The sequence below is a fragment of the Pectobacterium quasiaquaticum genome (genome assembly GCF_014946775.2).
GTDB lineage: Bacteria > Pseudomonadota > Gammaproteobacteria > Enterobacterales > Enterobacteriaceae > Pectobacterium > Pectobacterium aquaticum.
This window is the reverse complement of record NZ_CP065177.1, coordinates 385,764-405,032: the sequence shown is the minus strand read 5'-3', so window position 1 is coordinate 405,032 and position 19,269 is coordinate 385,764. Positions and strand designations below refer to the sequence as shown.

The window sequence follows — 19,269 nt, the reverse complement described above, 5'->3', positions numbered from 1 at the left end:
GGTTACGTAAATCTGTCTCTACCCGTCATCTTTCAAATTGCAGAATACGTTGGTTTCCCTTGGTGGCTCGCCAGCCACTTTCCTGCGTGTTGAAATCTATTGGGTATCAAAAACCGGTATCGACATCGAACCATACGCCAAACAATACTTTAGCCAATCAGCAAGAAACTGATTAATTTGGTGCTTTTCGTCACGTTGATGTAACTTCTTATTCGGATAATCATAACGTGCTTTGAAGCGAAAGATCTGCTGGCTGGCACACACTTCCGCAACCAACGCATCATGATACAACCTAACGCTCATCATTGGCAGGCTCCAATAGCTGACAGTGGGCGCTGTCTGCTTAATTTCCACCAATGAGGTATAGCGAGTAGACTCAAGAATCGTCAGTTGATAGACCGCATTATTGACGTGATAAACCGCGATTTCGCCGACTTCATCATTTTTTGGCAGCAAACGCCGCAATTGCATGAAGTTGGTTTCACATAGCCTCATCATGGCTGGGAAATCCGGAGTATAACGTTTCATAAATTCAATCCACCCACTCACGTTTCAGTTCTTCATGGTGCAATGCCAACCATTGCAAGGCAATGACAGACGCCGCATTATCAACGATGCCTTCTTCAACCCATTGATAACTTTGTTTACGGCTCACCACATGTACGCGGATATCTTCATTTTCTTCCGCCAGGCCGTGAATCCCTTTCGCCGTACGCGTATCCACTTCGCCCACCATCACCGCCAGACGCTCACTGGTGCCGCCGGGGCTAGCAAGATAGTTGATTATTGCTCGGCAACGGCCAACCCTTAATCCAGCTTCTTCCTCTGCTTCGCGCCGCGCCACCTCTTCGTGGCTTTCTCCTGGCTCAATCATGCCAGCCACCAGCTCAAACAGCCAGGGAGACGCGCTGGTGTCGTAGGCAGCGATACGAATCTGTTCTATTAATACCACTTCATCACGCACCGGATCGTAAGGCAGCAACACGACGGCATGGCCACGTTCGAAGATCTCACGGCTGACCTCACCGCTCATGCCGCCATTAAACAGGCGATGACGGAAACGGTAGCGCTCCAGCGAAAAAAAACCGTCGTACAGCGTTTCGCGTGCAATAATTTCTACATCATCTTTAGTGAAAGTAACCGAACTGGATGCGGAAGACGACATGGCTGTACTCCTGTAACAAGTATTAATGGAATCTGGTATTGTATGGCGGAATCCGCTGTCATTATACTCATCATTGTTTTTGAACATTTATTAGGCGTGACGTCGGCCAAGTGAGGGGATTCCCACCCATCGCATCACTTTTCGGTGCCTTACTGAACAGCAAAACGCCGCACTGAATCATCCAACAGGTCAATTTACCTGACTCTGTGGACATATTCCGCTGAAAGATGGCACGTTCAGCTACCTTATCCTATTGGCAGATTCTGATAGAATCGACAATTATTCGTCTACAGACAGCGCTACCATCGCGAGATTGCTGCACAACAAGGAATGCAAATGAAGAAATTGCTCCCTCTTCTTATTGGTCTGAGCCTGGGCGGTTTTAGCGCCATGAGTCAGGCGGAAAACCTGTTACAGGTCTACCAGCAGGCAAAAAGCACCAACCCTGATTTACGCAGCTCTGCGGCAACCCGCGACGCCGCGTTTGAAAAAATTAATCAAGCGCGCAGCCCGTTACTGCCTCAACTCGATCTAGGGGCCGACTATACCTATAACAGGGGCTACCGTGACAGCAAAGGCGTCGACAGCAACGTCAAAGGCGCTTCACTGCAGTTGACTCAGACCCTGTTCGACATGTCCAAATGGCGTGCGCTGACGTTGCAGGAAAAACAAGCGGGTATTGAAGACGTTACCTATCAGACCGCTCAGCAAAACCTGATGCTAAACACGGCAACCGCCTATTTCAACGTCCTGCGTGCGATTGACTCGCTCTCCTACATCAATGCGCAGAAGCAGGCGATTTATCGCCAGTTAGACCAAACGACACAACGCTTCAACGTGGGTCTGGTTGCCATTACTGACGTCCAGAACGCCCGTGCTCAGTATGACAGCGTGTTGGCCAATGAAGTGTTGACGCGTAATACGCTGGATAACGCATTGGAATCACTGCGCCAGATTACCGGTAATTTCTACCCGCAGTTGGCTGGCCTGAACATTGAGCGTTTCTCTACGCAGAAGCCTGAAGCCGTTAACAACCTGCTGAAAGAAGCTGAAAATCGCAACCTGAACCTGTTGTCCGCACGTTTGAGCCAGGATTTGGCACGTGAGCAGATTCGCTCCGCCGAAACAGGCTATATGCCGACGCTGGATCTCACCGCATCAACGGGCGTGAGTGATACTCGTTACTCCGGCTCACGGACGAATAACAGCAACTCGTTTAACGACTCAGACGCTGGGCAGCACAAAGTCGGCATTAACTTCACTCTGCCGCTTTATAGCGGTGGCGCGACCAGCTCTCAGGTCAAACAGGCGCAGCACAGCTATGTTAGCTCGAGCGAACTGCTGGAAAGCGCACACCGTTCTGTGATCCAGACGGTACGTTCATCTTTTAACAATATTTCTGCCTCCATCAGCAGCATCAACGCTTACAAACAGGCTGAAGTGTCTGCACAAAGCTCTCTGGATGCGATGGAAGCCGGTTATCAGGTAGGAACGCGCACCATCGTTGACGTGCTGGATGCCACCACCACGCTGTATAACGCCAAACAACAGCTCTCCAACGCACGTTATGATTACCTGATCAATCAGTTAAACATCAAATCCGCGCAAGGCACGCTGAGCGAGACCGACCTGCAAGCGCTGAATGCGTCACTGGGTCAACCGGTATCCACCACGCCAGCCTTAACGGACAACAATGCTCCACAGGCCACTACCGCCTCGGCGCAGCGTTAATCGGTAGCCGCGTTTACACGCATCAAATACAGGGGAACCACGGTTCCCCTTTTTTATACTCGCGCCTTTCCCAAAAAATAACGCAACGCATCAGAATGCGGAAACCGTCTTCTTTCTTTATAAAGCGAAACGTTGCACGACAGAATGTATAGCAACGTAAAGGCACCTCCCGTTACACCTATTGCCGCTTTAAATTCAAGCAGCGTTCCCCTATTCTTAGGCACACTTATTGGTTATTGGCCGTGATGCTTTGCTCTGGGATAAACACGATGAAACGTACAAAAAATATTAATCAGGAAACGTTCCGCAAGGAATGGCGGACGCACCGTTTGGCACCTGTTGCTTTGGCCGTCAGCGCCGTATTTTTCCTCGCGGGCTGCGAACAAACTGACGAAACCGTCTCCCTCTACCAGAATGCGGATGATTGTTCGTCAGCTAACCCATCAATGGCTGCCCAGTGCACCACTGCATACAATAATGCGTTAAAAGAAGCAGAAAAAACGGCACCAAAATACGCAACGAAAGAAGACTGCGTAGCAGAATTTGGCGAAGCGCAGTGTACTCAAACGCCTGCACCAGCACAGGCTGGTATGGCAGCAGAATCTCAGCAGGGCGGCGGTATGTCCTGGATGCCGTTGATGGCTGGCTACATGATGGGCCGAATGATGGGTGGTGGTGCCGGTTTCGCACAGCAGCCGCTGTTCAGTCCAAAAACGCCAGCCAGCTCGGCCAATGGCCAGTTTGTTGATGCTGCTGGTAAAAACTACGGCAACGCGACAACAGGCCGCACGATGACCGTGCCGAAAACCGCACTGGCACCGAAGCCTGCAACGACCTCAACCATCACGCGTGGGGGCTTTGGTGAAACCGTCGCGAAGCAAAACAGCATGCAGCGCAGCAGCGCCAGTTCAAGTTCCAGCGCTTCCCGTAGCATGGGCGGCTGAGGACGTATTAGATGAAGCGGATAGATATTACAGCGCGTCCTGACTGGCAGGAAAAAGCCACCGAATTTGGTTTTCGTTTCCACACCATGTATGGCGAGCCCTACTGGAGCGAAGAGGCTTACTACCAGTTCACGCTCGCTCAGATCGAAGAGCTGGAAGAAGCCACTGCCGAACTGCACCAGATGTGTCTGCAAGTGGTGGAAAAAGTCGTCAACAGCGATGCGCTGCTCGCCAAATTCCGTATTCCTAAACACACTTGGGAATTCGTCAGACATTCATGGCGCACCAATCAGCCTTCGCTGTATTCACGCCTTGATCTGGCGTATGACGGCAAATCTCCAGCCAAGCTGCTGGAGAACAATGCGGACACGCCGACGTCGCTGTACGAAGCGGCCTTTTTCCAATGGCTCTGGCTGGAAGATCAAATCAACGCCGGAAACCTGCCGCAGAATTCAGACCAGTACAACAGCATTCAGGAAAAGCTGATCGAACGCTTTGAGGAGCTAAAGCTCAATCACGGCTTCGGCCTGTTGCACTTCGCCTGCTGTCAGGATACGGAAGAAGATCGCGGTACGGTACAATACCTTCAGGATTGCGCGCTGGAAGCCGGTCTGCCGAGCGAGTTTCTGTACATTGAGGAAATTGGCCTCGGTGAGAAAGGCCAGTTTACCGACCCTGAAAATCAGGTAATTGGTAATCTGTTCAAGCTGTATCCGTGGGAGTTCATGCTGCGCGAGATGTTTTCCACCAAGCTGGAAGATGCCGGCGTGCGCTGGTTGGAACCGGCCTGGAAAAGCATCATTTCCAATAAAGCGCTGCTGCCAATGCTGTGGGAAATGTTCCCAAACCACCCCAACCTGCTTCCTGCCTATTTCGCGGAAGATGAACACCCAGAACTAGACAGCTACGTCATTAAGCCGCTGTTTTCACGTGAAGGGGCGAACATCAAGATCGTCGAAAATGGCAAAGAGATTGCGTCAGCCGACGGCCCTTACGGCGAAGAAGGGATGATCGTCCAGCAATACCATCAACTGCCAAAATTCGGCGACAGCTACACGCTGATTGGTAGCTGGCTGGTGAACGATCAACCTTGTGGTATCGGCGTACGTGAAGATCGCGCCCTGATCACGCAGGATCTCTCGCGCTTCTATCCGCATACCATTCTGGATTAAGCCGAAAAATATACTCTAAATAATCCGAGTTGCATGGCGGCGGCAAGAGAAGGCATCCCGATGAGCTTACTCAGGTAAGTGATTCGGGTGACAAATCTGCCGGGAGCAGATTTGAACGCTGCTTGCAGCGGCCCTTTAGGGCGAGGCCCACGACGGGCCGAGTATTTAAGCGCAGCCAACATACATGCAGCTTGAAGTATGACGAGTATAGAAGGCACGGTTTTCACCGTGCCTTCTCATTTCTGCCGCAAACAGCGGATTATCCCACCTGTACCGACAACATACTCAGCGATCCCATTTCAAGCCCATCGACCGGAATGCCGATCGCCTCTTTACCGTCCCAGCTTCCCAGCACATAGAGCAACGGGAAATAGTGATCAGGCGTCGGGTTGGATAATGCGGCACCCTCATGCTGCATAAAATTAACCAGCGGGTGGTCGTCACCCTGATAAGTCAGGTTATCACGCACAAATTGATTGAACGAAATAGCCCACGGATACGGCTCAGCGTCGCCGTCCCATTTCACCATCCGCAGGTTATGCACGACGTTGCCACTCGCCACAATCATGAAGCCTTCATCACGCAGGGCTGCCAGCTTACGCCCTAATTCATAGTGATACGCGGCAGGCTGCGTACCGTCCACGCTCAGTTGCACAACGGGAATATCCGCATCGGGATACATCTTGATCAGCACGCCCCAAGAGCCGTGATCCAAACCCCATTGGCTTTGATCAGCGGTAACGGGATACGGGGCCAGCACCTGCTGAATTCTCGCCGCCAATTCAGGCGAACCGGGTGCCGGATACTGGGTATCGAACAGCGCCTGCGGGAAACCGCCAAAATCATGGATGGTGCGCGGGTTTTCCATCGCCGTCACAGCCGTACCACGGGTATACCAGTGGGCAGAAACCGCAATAATCGCCTTCGGACGCGGCAGCGTCTCACCCAGCGTTTGCCATGCCTGCGTATACACATTGTTTTCCAACACGTTCATCGGGCTACCGTGGCCGAGGAACAGTGCAGGCATCCGAGAAGTGTTGTTCATAGTCATATCCTCTGAAAGATGTCAGCGAGCGTGCAGCCGCACGCGATGGCCTTACTTTACGCGCTTTATGACACAGAAAAAGTCAGAGTTATGTGATGGAGAACATCAATTAATTTGAAAGGTATGACGCGGCAAGAAAAACTACCGACAAGGGATAGGACTCGCAAAAGACCAGATTAAGCAGAGCGACCTTTCGTATCAGAATAAATCTGGCTACCTTCGCGCTTTCCAACTCCCATAACCATCACAGTGATGGTCTCATCCTGGACCAAATACACCAGCCTGTAGCCAGCGGACTTCAGTTTAATTTTATACTGGTCTTTACGGCCATGAAGCTGGGCTGAAGGAACACGAGGATTTTCCAAACGCTCAACCAGCTTTTTCTTGAACTGCTCACGGACAGGATGCCCTAGCTTTTTCCATTCCTTCATTGCAGAAGGCACAAATTTTAACTTATAGGTCATCGAGCGAAATCTCTTCCGCGTCAGCTAGCTCTGACATCCGATCATCAACGGTACGCCCCAGCTCTGCATCTTCAGCCAATTCCATTAAATAAGCGAATACGGCAGGAGGCACACAGTAGAACGCCGGCTCATTCCGGTTCAGTATAGCGATAGTTTCACCTTCAGCAGCCCGTACCGTCCCCATCGGGTCACGTTTCAACTCAGTAATACTGGCGGCTGTGTTAGTTAGGATGTTGAAAGCCATAATTTCATTCACTCAATTCAGTTAGTCAAAAGCGACTTAAACACACTAATAATAGCACTTTTAAAAGCACTTATTATAGTATCTCCTAAGCATCACTTCACACTGACCGTTAAGCCGCGTTCTTTCATAAAAAGTGTCGTGGACAGTCATTCATCTTACCTGCCCCCCATAAAGCAAAACCCCGCCGAAGCAGGGTTTTATGATGAAGGGCGTTGACCGTTAAGCCGCGTTCTTTCATAAAAAGCGTCGTGGACAGTCATTCATCTTGCCTGCCCCCATAAAGCAAAACCCCGCCGAAGCGGGGTGTTATGATGAAGGGCGTTGACCGTTAAGCCGCGTTCTTTCATAAAAAGCGTCGTGGACAGTCATTCATCTTGCCTGCCCCCATAAAGCAAAACCCCGCCGAAGCGGGGTGTTATGATGAAGGGCGTTGACCGTTAAGCCGCGTTCTTTCATAAAAAGCGTCGTGGACAGTCATTCATCTTGCCTGCACCCATAAAGCAAAACCCCGCCGAAGCGGGGTTTTATGATGAAGGGAGTTGACCGTTAAGCCGGGTTCTGTCGTGGACAGTCATTCATCTAGGCCAGCAATCACTCACTGGCTCAAGCAGCCTACCCGGGTTCAGTACGGGCCGTACCATGTGAACCCCTATTTGGCCTTGCTCCGGGTGGAGTTTACCGTGCCACGAACTGTTGCCAGTCGCGCGGTGCGCTCTTACCGCACCCTTTCACCCTTACCTGATCCCACTTGCGTGGGCCATCGGCGGTTTGCTCTCTGTTGCACTAGTCGTAGGCTTGCGCCTCCCAGGCGTTACCTGGCACCCTGCCCTATGGAGCCCGGACTTTCCTCCCCTCCACCTGTCTCCCCCGAAAGGGACGGCAGTGAAGCGGCGACTGTCTGGTCAACTCCGGCGCGGATGATAGGGCAAATCGCCCTACTTGTCATCCCCCGATTCACCGCTATCGCCTTCTTGCTCCAGCCCGTAGCGGTAAAGCGCGTTTTTCTTCACGCCGTGAATTTCAGCCGCCAGCGCAGCCGCTTTCTTCAGCGGCAGCTCAGCACGCAATAGCGTCAGCGTGCGCAGCGCTTCCGCCGACAGCGCGCTGTCATCAACCTGATGCCCTTCCACAATCAGCACCATTTCCCCTTTGCGGCGGTTCTCATCTTCTTTCACCCAAGCCAGTAGTTCGCCCACGGGCGCGCCGTGGATAGATTCCCAGGTTTTGGTGATTTCGCGCGCTAACACCACGTAGCGCTCGGCTCCCAGCACTTCGCTGATATCCTGCAGGCTGTCCAAAAGACGATGTGTGGATTCGTAGAAAATCAGCGTGCGGGTTTCTTCCCCTAGCTCACGCAGCTTATCCTTACGCCCTTTCGTTTTGGCGGGCAAAAAACCTTCATAGCAAAAACGGTCAGACGCCAAACCGGACGCGGAGAGCGCCGTTATCGCCGCGCACGCACCCGGCAACGGCACCACGCGAACGCCCGCTTCACGGCAGCGTCGAACCAAATGGTAGCCGGGGTCATTAATCAGCGGCGTGCCCGCATCGGAAACCAGCGCGATGCTTTGTCCTGACTGCAATTTAGCCAGCAACACATCCGCTTTTTGTTGTTCGTTATGATCGTGTAATGCGAACAGCCGCGCATTAATCGCAAAATGTTGTAACAGCAGACCGGTATGGCGGGTATCCTCTGCGGCGATCAGATCAACGCTCGCCAATACCGCTAGCGCACGCTGCGTGATGTCGCCCAGATTGCCGATTGGCGTGGGGACAATGTAGAGGGTAGATGCAGAAATGTCTGCTTGTTGGTCTTGATTCATTGTTTCATCCGGGTTGCCGATTTAATATTGAGCATCTTTTTAAAAAAAATCACTGGATACAGTATGCTTCCCTTTCATTTCGTCCGTACCCAGGCAGGGCGTGTTATCCCTGTTTTGTTAGCGGCACTGTTTCTCGCAGGCTGTCCAAGTCATGCACCGCAGAGCCCGCCACCCGAGGTTCAGGGCAAAGCCGACGCATCATCCGATTATTATCTGCAACAGATGCAGCAAAGTAGCGATAATAACAAGGCTGACTGGCAATTACTTGCTATTCGTTCCCTGTTACAGGAAGGGAAAGCCCCTCAAGCAAGCCAGCAGTTCAATGCACTGCCAGAAAAATTAAGCGCAGCGCAAAAGCAAGAACAGCAGTTACTCAGTGCAGAACTGTCCGTTGCCCAAAACAATAGGGATGCGGCTAAAGCAGCGCTGAGCCAGCTTGATGTGGGTGCACTTTCCGATCAGCAAAAGCAGCGTTACTACCAGACGCAAATCAAAACAGCACAAGGTCGTCCGTCCATTGAGCTGCTGCGGGCCTATATCGCCCAAGAGCCGCTGCTGAAAGGCGACGAGCATCAGATGAACCTCGATCAAACCTGGCTGGCATTGACGCAAATGTCGTCACAGGAGTCGAACTCGCTGCTGATTAATGCGAATGAAAATGTGCTGCAAGGCTGGGTCGATCTGCTTAATAACTATCAGGATAACCGTACTTCTCCCGATCAGTTAAAGAGCGCGATTCAGGATTGGCAAACCCGCTATCCGCACCATCCGGCTACAAAAACGCTGCCTACGCAGTTGAATCAGGTCATTAACTACCAGCAGTCATCGGTGAACAGCATCGCCTTGCTGTTGCCACTCAATGGTCAAGCGCAGGTTTTCGCCAATGCCATCCAGCAAGGTTTTAACGCAGCAAAGAACGGTCAGATAGCCATCGCAGCCGTCTCTGCCTCTGTCGCACCACCATCGGATGCCACGCAAACCGAACAGGTTACCCCTCCGTCAGGGGGGCAGAGTACCCAATCGCCCGCGCCGTACAGCGGTCAGGTGTTAGCCTCCCCGACGCCTGCACCGGAAGCACAGGCGACAAGCGCGGGGCTGTCCAGCTCACTCCCGGTCAAAGTGTATGATACGTCTTCACAACCGCTGGCGAATATTCTCACACAGGCACAGCAAGATGGCGCTTCGCTGGTCATCGGTCCGTTGCTGAAAAATGAAGTGGATCAGTTGGCAAACAGCCAGTCACCGCTGAATATTCTGGCGTTGAACCAGCCGGAACACGTCGAAAATAGCGCTAACATCTGCTACTTCGCCCTCTCTCCAGAAGATGAAGCCCGAGACGCGGCAAAATTTATCCATCAGCAGGGTAAACAGCAGCCGCTGGTTCTAGCCCCCCGAGGCGCACTGGGCGACCGTATCATTAACGCATTCGCTCAGGCCTGGAACCAGCAAAGCGGCACCAGCGCTCTGCAACAGCGCTTTGGCAACACGGCAGAGTTAAAACAGGCGATTAATAGCGGCGCGGGCTTAAGCCTGAGCGGTCAGCCTGTTAACGTGTCGCAGCAGCAGGCACAGCCAGGCACCACCATCGGTGGCTTAACCATTCCCTCTCAGGTTCAGCCTACGTCCAGTTCGTCCGTCAGTGGCAATACCGATGCGGTCTATATCATCGCAACGCCAGATGAGTTGGCGCTGATTAAGCCGATGATCGATATGCGCACCACGTCACACGCACGTCCAGCGCTCTACGCCAGCTCACGTAGCTTCCAGGCCGGATTAGGGCCGGACTTCCGCCTCGAAATGGAAGGGTTGCAGTTCAGCGATATCCCGCTGTTAGCCGGCGCTAACCCAGCACTGATGCAGCAGGTCAGCAGCCAGTTTAAAAACGATTACTCGTTAGTCCGCCTGTATGCGATGGGGATGGATGCCTGGGCGCTCGCCAGCCACTTTGGTGAAATGCGCCAGATTCCGGGTCACCAGATTCCTGGGGCGACAGGCATGCTGAGTTCAGGACCAGATTGCACCATCAACCGGCAGCTCACCTGGCAGCAATATCGTCAGGGCCAACTGGTACCTGTGCTCTGAATCAGCGAGCGGCTGGTGCAGTGTATGAACAACGGGCCCGGCGTTATCTTGAACGCGCGGGCCTGACCTTCACTGCGGCGAATGTTACGCTACGCGGCGGTGAACTGGATTTGATCATGCGCGATCGCCATATTTGGGTGTTTGTCGAAGTGCGCTATCGGCGCAACGCCCAGTTTGGTGATGCCGCAGCCAGCGTCACCCGACGCAAACAGCAGCGGTTGTTGCATGCCGCTGCCGTGTGGTTGGCACAGCGAGGTGCCAGCTTTGACACGGTGGATTGCCGTTTTGACGTGCTGGCCATTACAGGCGAACAGTTCGACTGGCTCCCTAACGCCTTTGCCGCACAGGGATAATATATCCTTGATGAATTTCAATTTACGTAGGTTAACTCAACGTGCTGGATAGAATAAAAGTTTGTTTTACCGAGAGTATTCAAACGCAGATTGCAGCGGCAGAAGCCTTGCCAGACGCTATTTCCCGTGGCGCGATTGCGATGGTGCAGTCTCTGCTAAACGGCAACAAAATTCTGTGCTGCGGTAACGGAACATCAGCAGCCAATTCGCAGCATTTTGCCGCCAGCATGATTAACCGCTTTGAAGCAGAGCGCCCCAGCTTACCGGCTATCGCACTTAATGCGGATAATGTGGTCTTAACTGCGATAGCGAATGACCGCTTGCATGAAGAGGTCTATGCCAAACAAGTCAGAGCATTAGGTCAGGCTGGCGACGTACTACTGGCGATTTCAACCCGTGGCAACAGCCGCGATATTGTTAAAGCTGTAGAGTCTGCCGTTACCCGCGACATGACGATTGTCGCCCTGACAGGCTACGATGGCGGAGAACTGGCTGGGCTGCTCGGGCCGCAGGATGTGGAGATTCGCATCCCATCACACCGCAGCGCTCGTATTCAGGAAATGCACATGCTGACAGTAAATTGCCTGTGCGATTTAATTGATAACACACTTTTTCCACACCAGAACGATTGAAGGAGCACTACATGAGGATAAGTTCTGCATTTGCCGTGCTGTCTGTCGCCCTGTTGCTACAAGGCTGTGTCGGGGTTGTTGCTGTTGGTAGTGCTGTGGCAACCAAAACGGCCACTGATCCGCGTACTGTAGGCACGCAGGTTGACGATGGCACACTGGAAGTCCGAGTGATGAATGCCATTAGCAAAGACGAGCAGTTGAAAAAGGATGCCCGTATCGTTGCAACGGCTTATCAGGGGAAAGTGTTGTTAACGGGGCAAGCGCCGAGCACAGAAATGGCAAGCCGAGCTAAGCAAATCGCCCTCGGCGTGGACGGCGCAGCCGAAGTCTACAACGAAATACGCCAAGGTACGCCAGTTTCAATGGGAACCGCCTCCATGGATACCTGGATCACCACTAAAGTTCGCTCGCAGATCCTGGCAAGCGACACGGTTAAATCCTCTAACGTCAAAGTCACAACGGAAAACGGTGAAGTCTTCCTGTTAGGTCTGGTGACACAGCGTGAAGGCACCTCCGCCGCAGAAATCGCCAGTAAAGTTGGCAGCGTGAAGCACGTCACGACGGCCTTCACCTACCTGCAATAACGCTGTTATCTCTTTAATATTTTGTCTTTTTAAAAAACCGCTGATGCCTTCATCAGCGGTTTTTTTATCTGTGCACTTTTTATCCCAGTTCAGGGACACATATCTTACCCGCTGAGATCAGGACGTAGCGGGATTAAGCAGCCAGAGCTCACGGCGAGTTTCAACGCTGATATGACTCGGTTCTTTATCGCGCACACTCGCCTCCCCAGTGAGCAATTCAGCAAAGCCCGCTTGCCTGATTTGCATCTGGTAACGCGGCGTTTTCAAACCACGATCCGCCTGCAATAGCAGCGGAATCAAGCGGCTGCTTTGCCTGTCCATCGTTTTGCGCGGCCATGCCTTGTTTTCATCCAGATACGGTGCCATAAAATCCAGCGCCTTTATCACACTGCTTCCCTTCGGCGTGTGGTACTGCCAGATATTTTCGCCGACGCGGGAAGCTAGCATCGCCATATCCGTTATCGCCTGAAGGTTGAAGTAGCTGTAATGGAAAGAGCGGGTACGCGCCAGCTCTTCCGGCTGAGCACCATCCGGTTGCAGTTGGTGATCCAATTTTTCCCGCTGTAACTGCGCCATGGATTTCACCACGTCGATTTTCCCCAGATACCAGGCGATCCCCGCAACCTGTACCGTATACCAACTACCATGGTTGTTCTGGGCTGTAGCCTCTTTTTTCCCCAGCTTGCTGGTTTGTAACCAGTGCAGATAATCGCTCATCCATGTCTGCATCTGCTGTTCATCCTGCGCCGTCCAGCCCGGAGCGTGACGCAGCATAATCAGTGAATCGACGATGCGGGTGGAAAAATAACGCCCGTCCAGCACGCCCGAGCTTCTGCCCGGTGCAATGCCCGGCACGCCCTGCGCGAAGTCGAGGTTAGGGTTCATGCGCGTAGCGGGGTCGATAAACCAGGTACGGATCATCGACATGGCCTTGTCGGCATAAGCCTGTTTGCCAGAGAAGTACCACGCTAGCGTCAACGCCTGCGTTTGGGCAGTGAATTTTGCCAGTCTTACCCCATCGGTCTCCTCATCCTTACTGGCAGGGTTTACCTGCCCATCACGACGAATCCAAGGTAAACCATCAGCTTTGTCGGGATCGGGCCACCAGTAGGCGCTGAGGCTCAAATAATCATGCTTTGAACCACTGGGTGGCGTAGATTTCTTTTCCGTCACGCTGGGATTATTTATTTTCAGCGCGCGATCGGCTTCCGAAATAAGCTGCTCGTACGCCATTCGCGTCTGCGGCTTTTCCGTTTTCTGCTGTAGCAGCTGTTTTACTGAGAATAGCTGAGACTGCTGCAAGAAGGCGTAGGGATTATCGGGGGATGACGCTTTAGGCTCCGCGTCCGCACGGGCAACGGAAGCCACACAACACAATGCAACCAGTAAACCTGACCAATAACGTAACCGCATACTTTCTCCTGATGTCGAAAACACGACCCTTAACGCGAAAATTTCTCGGTATAGTAAACGAACAAGGCGAATTAATTCATATTGTTATCTCACAACAGATCGTTATCTCGCAAAAATGCGTCGCCGCCCATCTGCCTCATCTGGCGCAAAATCCACTGCTGGCGTTGAATAACATAGCCGGAGGGCGCATTCGCACGAAAGCGAATGGGGTTCGGTAGCACTGCCGCGAGCAAAGCGGATTCACTTGCCGTTAGCCTGCTGGCAGGCTTGTTGAAATAACGTCTGGCGGCCGCTTCCACGCCAAAGATGCCGGGGCCAAATTCGGCGATATTCAGATACACGGTCAGAATCCGCCGTTTCGTCCAGACCAGCTCAACACCGGTGGTAATACCCGCCTCAAGCCCCTTGCGCACCCAGCTACGCCCATCCCACAGAAACAGGTTCTTCACCACCTGCTGCGAGAGCGTAGAGGCACCTCGAATCCGCTGCGTGTTGCGCTCGTTGTGCTTCAATGCCTGACCAATCGCATCAAGATCGAAGCCCCAGTGCTGAGGGAATTTTTGATCTTCCGCCGCCATCACCGCTAGCGCCATTTCAGGGGCAATCGCCTCCATAGCCACCCAGTCAGAATGGGCAACGTAGGAAAATTCGCCTTTCAGCCATGCGCTGATCTGCCTGTCGACCATCACCGCAGAGAACGGCACAGGCAGGAAGGAAAACAGCAGGATGCCAGCCAACCACGCTCCGATGACAACCAAAACACTCCGAACAATCAGGCGCTTCAGCCACGTGAATAAGCCTCCATGCCCTCGGTTCCACCTCATTCGGTGAGATCCAACACGCGAGCAACGAGCTTATCAATGCCTTGTGCCGCTTCGCTGATGGAATGAGCCAGCATATAGGCAGGTGTGGTCACGATTTTATGTTCCGCATCGACCACGATATCATCGACCGGACAAACCACGTGGATACCGCCCATCTCTTCGACGGCTTCAGCGGTATCAATATCGTTACCAATGGTTACGCGAACAGGAATACCCAAAATCGTCGGTAGCAGCGCAGGTGAGATGCAAATAAAACCAATTGGTTTATTTTGCTTATAAATTTCCTGTGTGAGCAATTGCAGCGTTTCATCAATCTGACACGCCGTTCCCTGCGTCGCGAAGTCACTTAAATTTTTCGCCGCGCCAAAACCACCCGGCACAATCAGTGCATCTAAGTCTTGTGCATTCGCGGTGGAAAGCGGCTGGATTTTTCCTCTGGCGATCCGTGCTGATTCTGCTAAAACGTTGCGATTCTCACCAGTTACGTCACCTGTCAGGTGATTAACTACCTGTAATTGTGGTTTATCTGGCGCAAAGCAAACCGCTTGCGCGCCCGCGCGATCCAGCGCAAGTAACGTCAACACGGCTTCATGAATCTCGGAACCGTCATAAACACCACAGCCACTAAGGACAATGCCGACTCGTTTCATCATCTTTTCCTTCGTTTCATTACATCAACTAATTGATTTTTTAATTGACAAACACTAATCTACATCACACATTTTAATGATTCTTGTAACAAAGATTTCTACATTTGCTATTTTGTTGCTTGACGAAGATGTACAGTAACGAGGTTTTAGTCGCTGTTGTAAGTTGTACTAGTAAGAACGTTGGTAGTAAAAACGTTGGTAGTAAGAACATAGTTAAGACACGAATATCCGCACTTGCGAGTTTACAAACCCTGAGATCTAAATGCAGGTGCATGTTTTCCCTGGTGTTGGCGCATAATTCGCGCACCCCGGCTTCGGCCGGGGTCATTTTTTTCTACCGAATGAAAACGTGCAAATCCCTCGCATCCCCGACCCTTACTCAATCGTAAACACCACTTAATCTCACGCCGTTTTGCATTTTTTTCATGATACCCGCGTAAGACGAAAAAAATTGTCTAACCGTTTTGCTCGCCACGTCCCTGTGGCCGCCATAGACGGTATCAACGCAACAATCCATATCAGGATTCTTTTTCTGCTTTTGCTACCCAATCACGCAGTACTTGAACGTCATGGCGCCAGTCGTGCTTCAGCTCATCAACCCATTCCTGCACGTTATCCCACCATGCCGGTAGCGATGAGGTCTGAATCTGCTGGGCGACTTGTTGCAGATGCCGTAATCCAACGGAACCCGCCGCCCCCTTGATTTTGTGCCCTTCTTCCGTAATGCCTTTCTGGTCGCGCGCCGTCATGTTGGAATCCAGAATTGCCAGATAGCCCGGCATCATCTGTTCAAACATCTCCAGACTCTGGTGGATCAATTTCGGCCCCACCAAATCCAGATACTGTTCCAGCATCGGGATATCCAGCAGATCGTCTTCTGCATTTGCCATGTCATCCTCCTCCTCAACCACCGGTTCTTCCGCCCACACCGTATGCGTGTCCCAGAACTGTTTGATGACAGCCGTCAGCGCAGGCACCGACAGCGGCTTACTGAGCACGTCGTCCATACCCGCATCCAGATATTCACGTTTATCTTTCAGTACGTTCGCCGTCAGCGCCACCAGCGGCGGCATGCTGCGTTTGCCATAGCGTGAACGCAACTGACGCGCCACGTCCAGACCGGTCATATCCGGCAGTTGAATATCGAGCAGCACCAGGTCGAACTCATCGGGATCGAACATATCCAACGCTTCCTGCCCAGTCATGGCGACATCCACGCTATTACCCAGTTTTTCCAGTACCGAACGCGCGACCACGACGTTGAGCTCAATATCCTCCACCAGCAGAACGTGCAGCGCTGGTAGCGGCAAATCATCGTCGTCTTCCAGACCGCTTCCCGCTTCATCGACGCTCGGTGCCGTCACAGTCAGGGTGAAGCAGGAACCCTTGCCTTGCGTGCTGGAAACCTGGATATCGCCCCCCATGTTCTGTGCCAGACGCTTCGACACCGCCAGACCGATTCCCGTGCCCGTTGCGGGCTTCCCACCATGCTGGTCTTTGACCTGATAATACATGGCGAAGATTTTTTCCAGCTCATCCGCCGGAATGCCCATCCCAGAATCTTCCACTTCAAAGCGCAGGCGATCGCCTTTTTCATGCCAGACGCGCACCACGATTTCGCCTTTTTTGCCGTTCTCACCCTTCGGCGTGAATTTCACCGCGTTACTAAGCAGGTTCCACAGAATCTGCCGCAGGCGCGTGCCGTCAGTAATGACTTTCTGCGGCAGAGGCTGATGCTGATCCATAATCAGCTTCAGGCCTTTCGGTTCCGCCAGCAGGCCGCCGAGGTTTTCCAGATCCACCAGAAAACCGGTGAAATCAATCGGCTGATTATCCAGTTGCACCTTGCGGCGCTCCTGTTTGTCCATCTCAATCACGTCGTTAAAGATATTGCCCAGCGTGATCGCGCTGACGTGAATGGTTTTCAGGTATTTTTGCTGTTCAGGGTCGAGTTGCGTATCCAGCAGGATGCGACTTAACCCGACAATGCCATTAAGCGGCGTACGAAGCTCGTGGCTGATTGTTGAGATAAAAGTGGTCTTCTCCCTACTGGCGTTCTCTAACGCGTCCTGGTAACGCTTACGCTCCGTGATATCGCGTCCAAAACCCATCAGCCCGTGACGTTTGCCCATTCGGTCATAAAACGGCACCTTGCGCAGCTCAAAACAGGCTTTACGGCCATCGGGATACACCAGCCATTGTTCATAGGTCAGAGAAACGTTGTGGCGGAACACTTTTTCGTCCGTCTCCATCACTTTCTCGGCAATATCGGGGGCGTAAACATCCTGTGGCGTCAGGCCAATAAGCTGCTTCTGGCTTTTACCCACCAGCAGTTCCATTGCGCGGTTACAGCCGGAGAATTCTTTCTCTTCGTTACGGTAGTAAACCAAATCCGGCGAGGCATCGAGGAACGAACGCAGCAGCGCAGATTGCTGCTCCAGTTCAATCTGCGCCTGTTCACGGTGGGACATCTCTTCTTTGAGTCGGCTCATCACCAGCACGCGCGCCTCTTCCGCTTTGATACGGTCAGCGATTTCCTGATTGAGCTGCGCGATGTTTTCCTGAAGCTGCGCATTCAGCTCCAGATCCCGATGGCGCATTTCTTCCAGCTTCGCCACCAGCTTAGCCAGCCGCTGACGCGACTCTTCAAGCTGTTCCACCACCACGGAGAGAAAATAAACGGCCCAGGGCGTAATCAACAGCCCGAAGAAAATGGAGCGGACGACGTCGATATTTTCGACTTCCCCGCTGAGCAACAGGGTGACGGCCATTTGCACCACCATCGCTAGCAGCACCAATACCGAGGCCAGCAGCAGTGAAAAACGGACAAGCCCCAGTTTTACCATTAAATCAACATAGTACTGCGCCAACAGACGAATTTGCTTCATAGCGATTTCCCTTAGTCACCCACCCGCGCATCATAACGTAAAATGGCGACGTATACGGTGCCGCCACGCAGATTCACGGCATGAAATATCGGCGTCTACCGCCCGTGTCTTCTGACACATCAAGCCCCATCGTAACGGTAAGGCGAACCCAGCGCGGAACCCTGTACACCCTGCGTTTGCAGATAGCGATCCAGCTCCACCATGCCCGTCCAGCGGTTTTCACACCAGAGCGGTGCCAATAGGGTCGGGCGGCGAGCACTGGCAGAAATGCGGTGATAAATCACCTCCGGTGGCGTATGGCGAATCATCTCTCCCGCTATCTCCACGTAGCGATCCAGCGCCAGCTCGGGCAGCCTTCCCGCTCGCCAGGCCTTCGCCATCGTGCTGCCTTCCACGATATGGAGAGGATGAAGCTTAATACCTTCCACGCCTGTCTCGATAACCTGCTCCAGCGTCGATAAACAGCGCTGTGCATCTTCTCCCGGTAAACCCACAATCAGATGGCTGCACACCTTCAGACCGCGATCACGCGCACGGCGGGTGGTTTCCTGATAGCAGGCGAAATCATGGCCGCGATTAATACGATGCAGCGTTTTGTCACACGCGCTTTGCAGCCCCAGTTCCAGCCAGACTTCGTAACCCTGTTCATGATAGCGGGACAGCAAATCCAGTACCGCATCGGGCACGCAATCGGGGCGAGTACCCACGCAAATCCCCACCATTTCGGCCTGCTTCAACGCTTCCTGATACATGCTTTCCAGAACCTGAACCTCGGCATAGGTGCTGGTATACGCCTGAAAATAGGCCAGATAACGTTTAGCTCGGTTTACCTTTCCCGCCTGCACTTCCAACTGCTGCGCGATGCTGCGTTGCTGCATCTGCTCATCGGCAAACGAGGCCACATGACAAAACGTGCAGCCGCCCCGCCCCAGCGTGCCATCACGGTTTGGGCAGTTAAACCCGCCGTGCAGCGTCAGCTTGTGGATCTTCTCGCCATAGCGACGTTGAAGATTTCCGCCAAACATATTGATTAATTTTTGCAATTGCATATTCTAACCTGCTCCCTTGAGGGACAGCAGACTACCTTTCTCTCGCCCCCTTCGCGATGACCGCGATCAATCACACACATCCCAATGAAATGAATTTTTATTCGCTTTTAGTGAAAATAAACTCATGTCAGTGCTAATTAATTTTTCTTATCACGCATGCTCGCTTAATGAAAAGATGAAGCAACACTTAAAAATAGTTTCATAAA

At 52.6% G+C, this 19,269-nt stretch carries 18 protein-coding genes and 1 other RNA gene; 7 read left to right on the top strand and 12 right to left on the bottom strand.

Annotated features, from left to right (window positions below; genetic code table 11):
* Positions 1-96 precede the first annotated feature (96 nt).
* Together IG609_RS01905 and nudF are read right to left on the bottom strand one after the other, a co-directional pair.
* On the bottom strand, positions 97-528 hold the full coding sequence (locus IG609_RS01905; protein ID WP_039482244.1) for a DUF1249 family protein: 432 nt from the start codon (positions 526-528) through the stop codon (positions 97-99).
* A 4-nt stretch (positions 529-532) separates the two neighbouring features.
* Positions 533-1,165 carry an ADP-ribose diphosphatase gene (gene nudF, locus IG609_RS01900; RefSeq protein ID WP_193397173.1) on the bottom strand — a complete coding sequence of 211 codons (633 nt, stop codon included), beginning with the start codon at positions 1,163-1,165 and terminating at the stop codon, positions 533-535.
* Positions 1,166-1,501: 336 nt separating this feature from the next.
* On the opposite strand from nudF, the gene tolC reads away from it, so the two are divergent.
* The 3 genes from tolC to IG609_RS01885 all read left to right on the top strand — a co-directional run bounded on the left by tolC (position 1,502) and on the right by IG609_RS01885 (position 5,012).
* A complete protein-coding gene (tolC, locus tag IG609_RS01895) occupies positions 1,502-2,896 on the top strand; it encodes an outer membrane channel protein TolC (RefSeq protein ID WP_193397174.1) in 1,395 nt (464 codons plus the stop codon).
* 269 nt (positions 2,897-3,165) lie between these two features.
* Positions 3,166-3,840: a DUF1190 family protein gene (locus IG609_RS01890; RefSeq protein ID WP_193397175.1), complete on the top strand. Its 675-nt coding sequence runs from the start codon at positions 3,166-3,168 to the stop codon at positions 3,838-3,840.
* 11 nt (positions 3,841-3,851) lie between these two features.
* Complete coding sequence (locus IG609_RS01885; RefSeq protein ID WP_193397176.1) at positions 3,852-5,012, top strand: glutathionylspermidine synthase family protein; 1,161 nt, start codon at positions 3,852-3,854, stop codon at positions 5,010-5,012.
* Between the two features lie 259 nt (positions 5,013-5,271).
* Here the strand turns inward: IG609_RS01885 and ygiD are convergent, their stop codons facing one another.
* The 5 genes from ygiD to rsmI form a co-directional block, all read right to left on the bottom strand.
* Complete coding sequence (ygiD, locus tag IG609_RS01880) at positions 5,272-6,057, bottom strand: 4,5-DOPA-extradiol-dioxygenase (RefSeq protein WP_039524247.1); 786 nt, start codon at positions 6,055-6,057, stop codon at positions 5,272-5,274.
* Positions 6,058-6,233: 176 nt separating this feature from the next.
* Positions 6,234-6,521, bottom strand: a complete 288-nt coding sequence (locus tag IG609_RS01875) for a type II toxin-antitoxin system RelE family toxin (protein WP_039282785.1) — start codon at positions 6,519-6,521, stop codon at positions 6,234-6,236.
* A complete protein-coding gene (locus IG609_RS01870) occupies positions 6,511-6,765 on the bottom strand; it encodes a type II toxin-antitoxin system Phd/YefM family antitoxin (RefSeq protein ID WP_039282788.1) in 255 nt (84 codons plus the stop codon). Before IG609_RS01870 ends, IG609_RS01875 begins: the two co-directional genes overlap by 11 nt.
* Positions 6,766-7,296: 531 nt before the next feature.
* Positions 7,297-7,675: RNase P RNA component class A (gene rnpB / locus IG609_RS01865), an RNA gene on the bottom strand.
* A 25-nt stretch (positions 7,676-7,700) separates the two neighbouring features.
* Positions 7,701-8,588, bottom strand: a complete 888-nt coding sequence (gene rsmI / locus IG609_RS01860) for a 16S rRNA (cytidine(1402)-2'-O)-methyltransferase (RefSeq protein ID WP_039470360.1) — start codon at positions 8,586-8,588, stop codon at positions 7,701-7,703.
* Between the two features lie 63 nt (positions 8,589-8,651).
* Between rsmI and IG609_RS01855 the strand changes: the two genes are divergently transcribed.
* From IG609_RS01855 to dolP, 4 genes are read left to right on the top strand one after another with little or no spacing between them, the layout of a single operon-like run.
* Positions 8,652-10,670, top strand: a complete 2,019-nt coding sequence (locus IG609_RS01855; RefSeq protein WP_193397177.1) for a penicillin-binding protein activator — start codon at positions 8,652-8,654, stop codon at positions 10,668-10,670.
* Positions 10,667-11,023: a YraN family protein gene (locus IG609_RS01850; RefSeq protein ID WP_193397224.1), complete on the top strand. Its 357-nt coding sequence runs from the start codon at positions 10,667-10,669 to the stop codon at positions 11,021-11,023. Before IG609_RS01855 ends, IG609_RS01850 begins: the two co-directional genes overlap by 4 nt.
* A 41-nt stretch (positions 11,024-11,064) precedes the next feature.
* Positions 11,065-11,655, top strand: coding sequence for a DnaA initiator-associating protein DiaA (gene diaA, locus IG609_RS01845; RefSeq protein ID WP_005975525.1), 591 nt, complete (start codon positions 11,065-11,067; stop codon positions 11,653-11,655).
* Between the two features lie 11 nt (positions 11,656-11,666).
* Positions 11,667-12,239: a division/outer membrane stress-associated lipid-binding lipoprotein gene (dolP, locus tag IG609_RS01840; RefSeq protein ID WP_102117104.1), complete on the top strand. Its 573-nt coding sequence runs from the start codon at positions 11,667-11,669 to the stop codon at positions 12,237-12,239.
* Positions 12,240-12,356: 117 nt separating this feature from the next.
* On the opposite strand, the gene IG609_RS01835 is transcribed toward dolP, so the two are convergent.
* From IG609_RS01835 to mnmL, 5 genes are all read right to left on the bottom strand, one after another.
* Positions 12,357-13,652, bottom strand: a complete 1,296-nt coding sequence (locus IG609_RS01835; RefSeq protein ID WP_193397178.1) for an alginate lyase family protein — start codon at positions 13,650-13,652, stop codon at positions 12,357-12,359.
* An 89-nt stretch (positions 13,653-13,741) separates the two neighbouring features.
* On the bottom strand, positions 13,742-14,476 hold the full coding sequence (gene mtgA, locus IG609_RS01830) for a monofunctional biosynthetic peptidoglycan transglycosylase (RefSeq protein WP_193397179.1): 735 nt from the start codon (positions 14,474-14,476) through the stop codon (positions 13,742-13,744).
* Positions 14,473-15,126, bottom strand: a complete 654-nt coding sequence (elbB, locus tag IG609_RS01825) for an isoprenoid biosynthesis glyoxalase ElbB (RefSeq protein ID WP_193397225.1) — start codon at positions 15,124-15,126, stop codon at positions 14,473-14,475. The genes mtgA and elbB overlap by 4 nt, the downstream gene beginning before the upstream one ends.
* A 518-nt stretch (positions 15,127-15,644) precedes the next feature.
* Positions 15,645-18,014 (bottom strand): aerobic respiration two-component sensor histidine kinase ArcB, encoded by a 2,370-nt coding sequence (gene arcB, locus IG609_RS01820; protein WP_193397180.1) that lies wholly within the window; start codon positions 18,012-18,014, stop codon positions 15,645-15,647.
* Positions 18,015-18,133: 119 nt separating this feature from the next.
* Positions 18,134-19,063, bottom strand: coding sequence for a tRNA modification radical SAM protein MnmL/YtqA (gene mnmL, locus IG609_RS01815; RefSeq protein WP_102117099.1), 930 nt, complete (start codon positions 19,061-19,063; stop codon positions 18,134-18,136).
* Between the last annotated feature and the right edge of the window lie 206 nt (positions 19,064-19,269).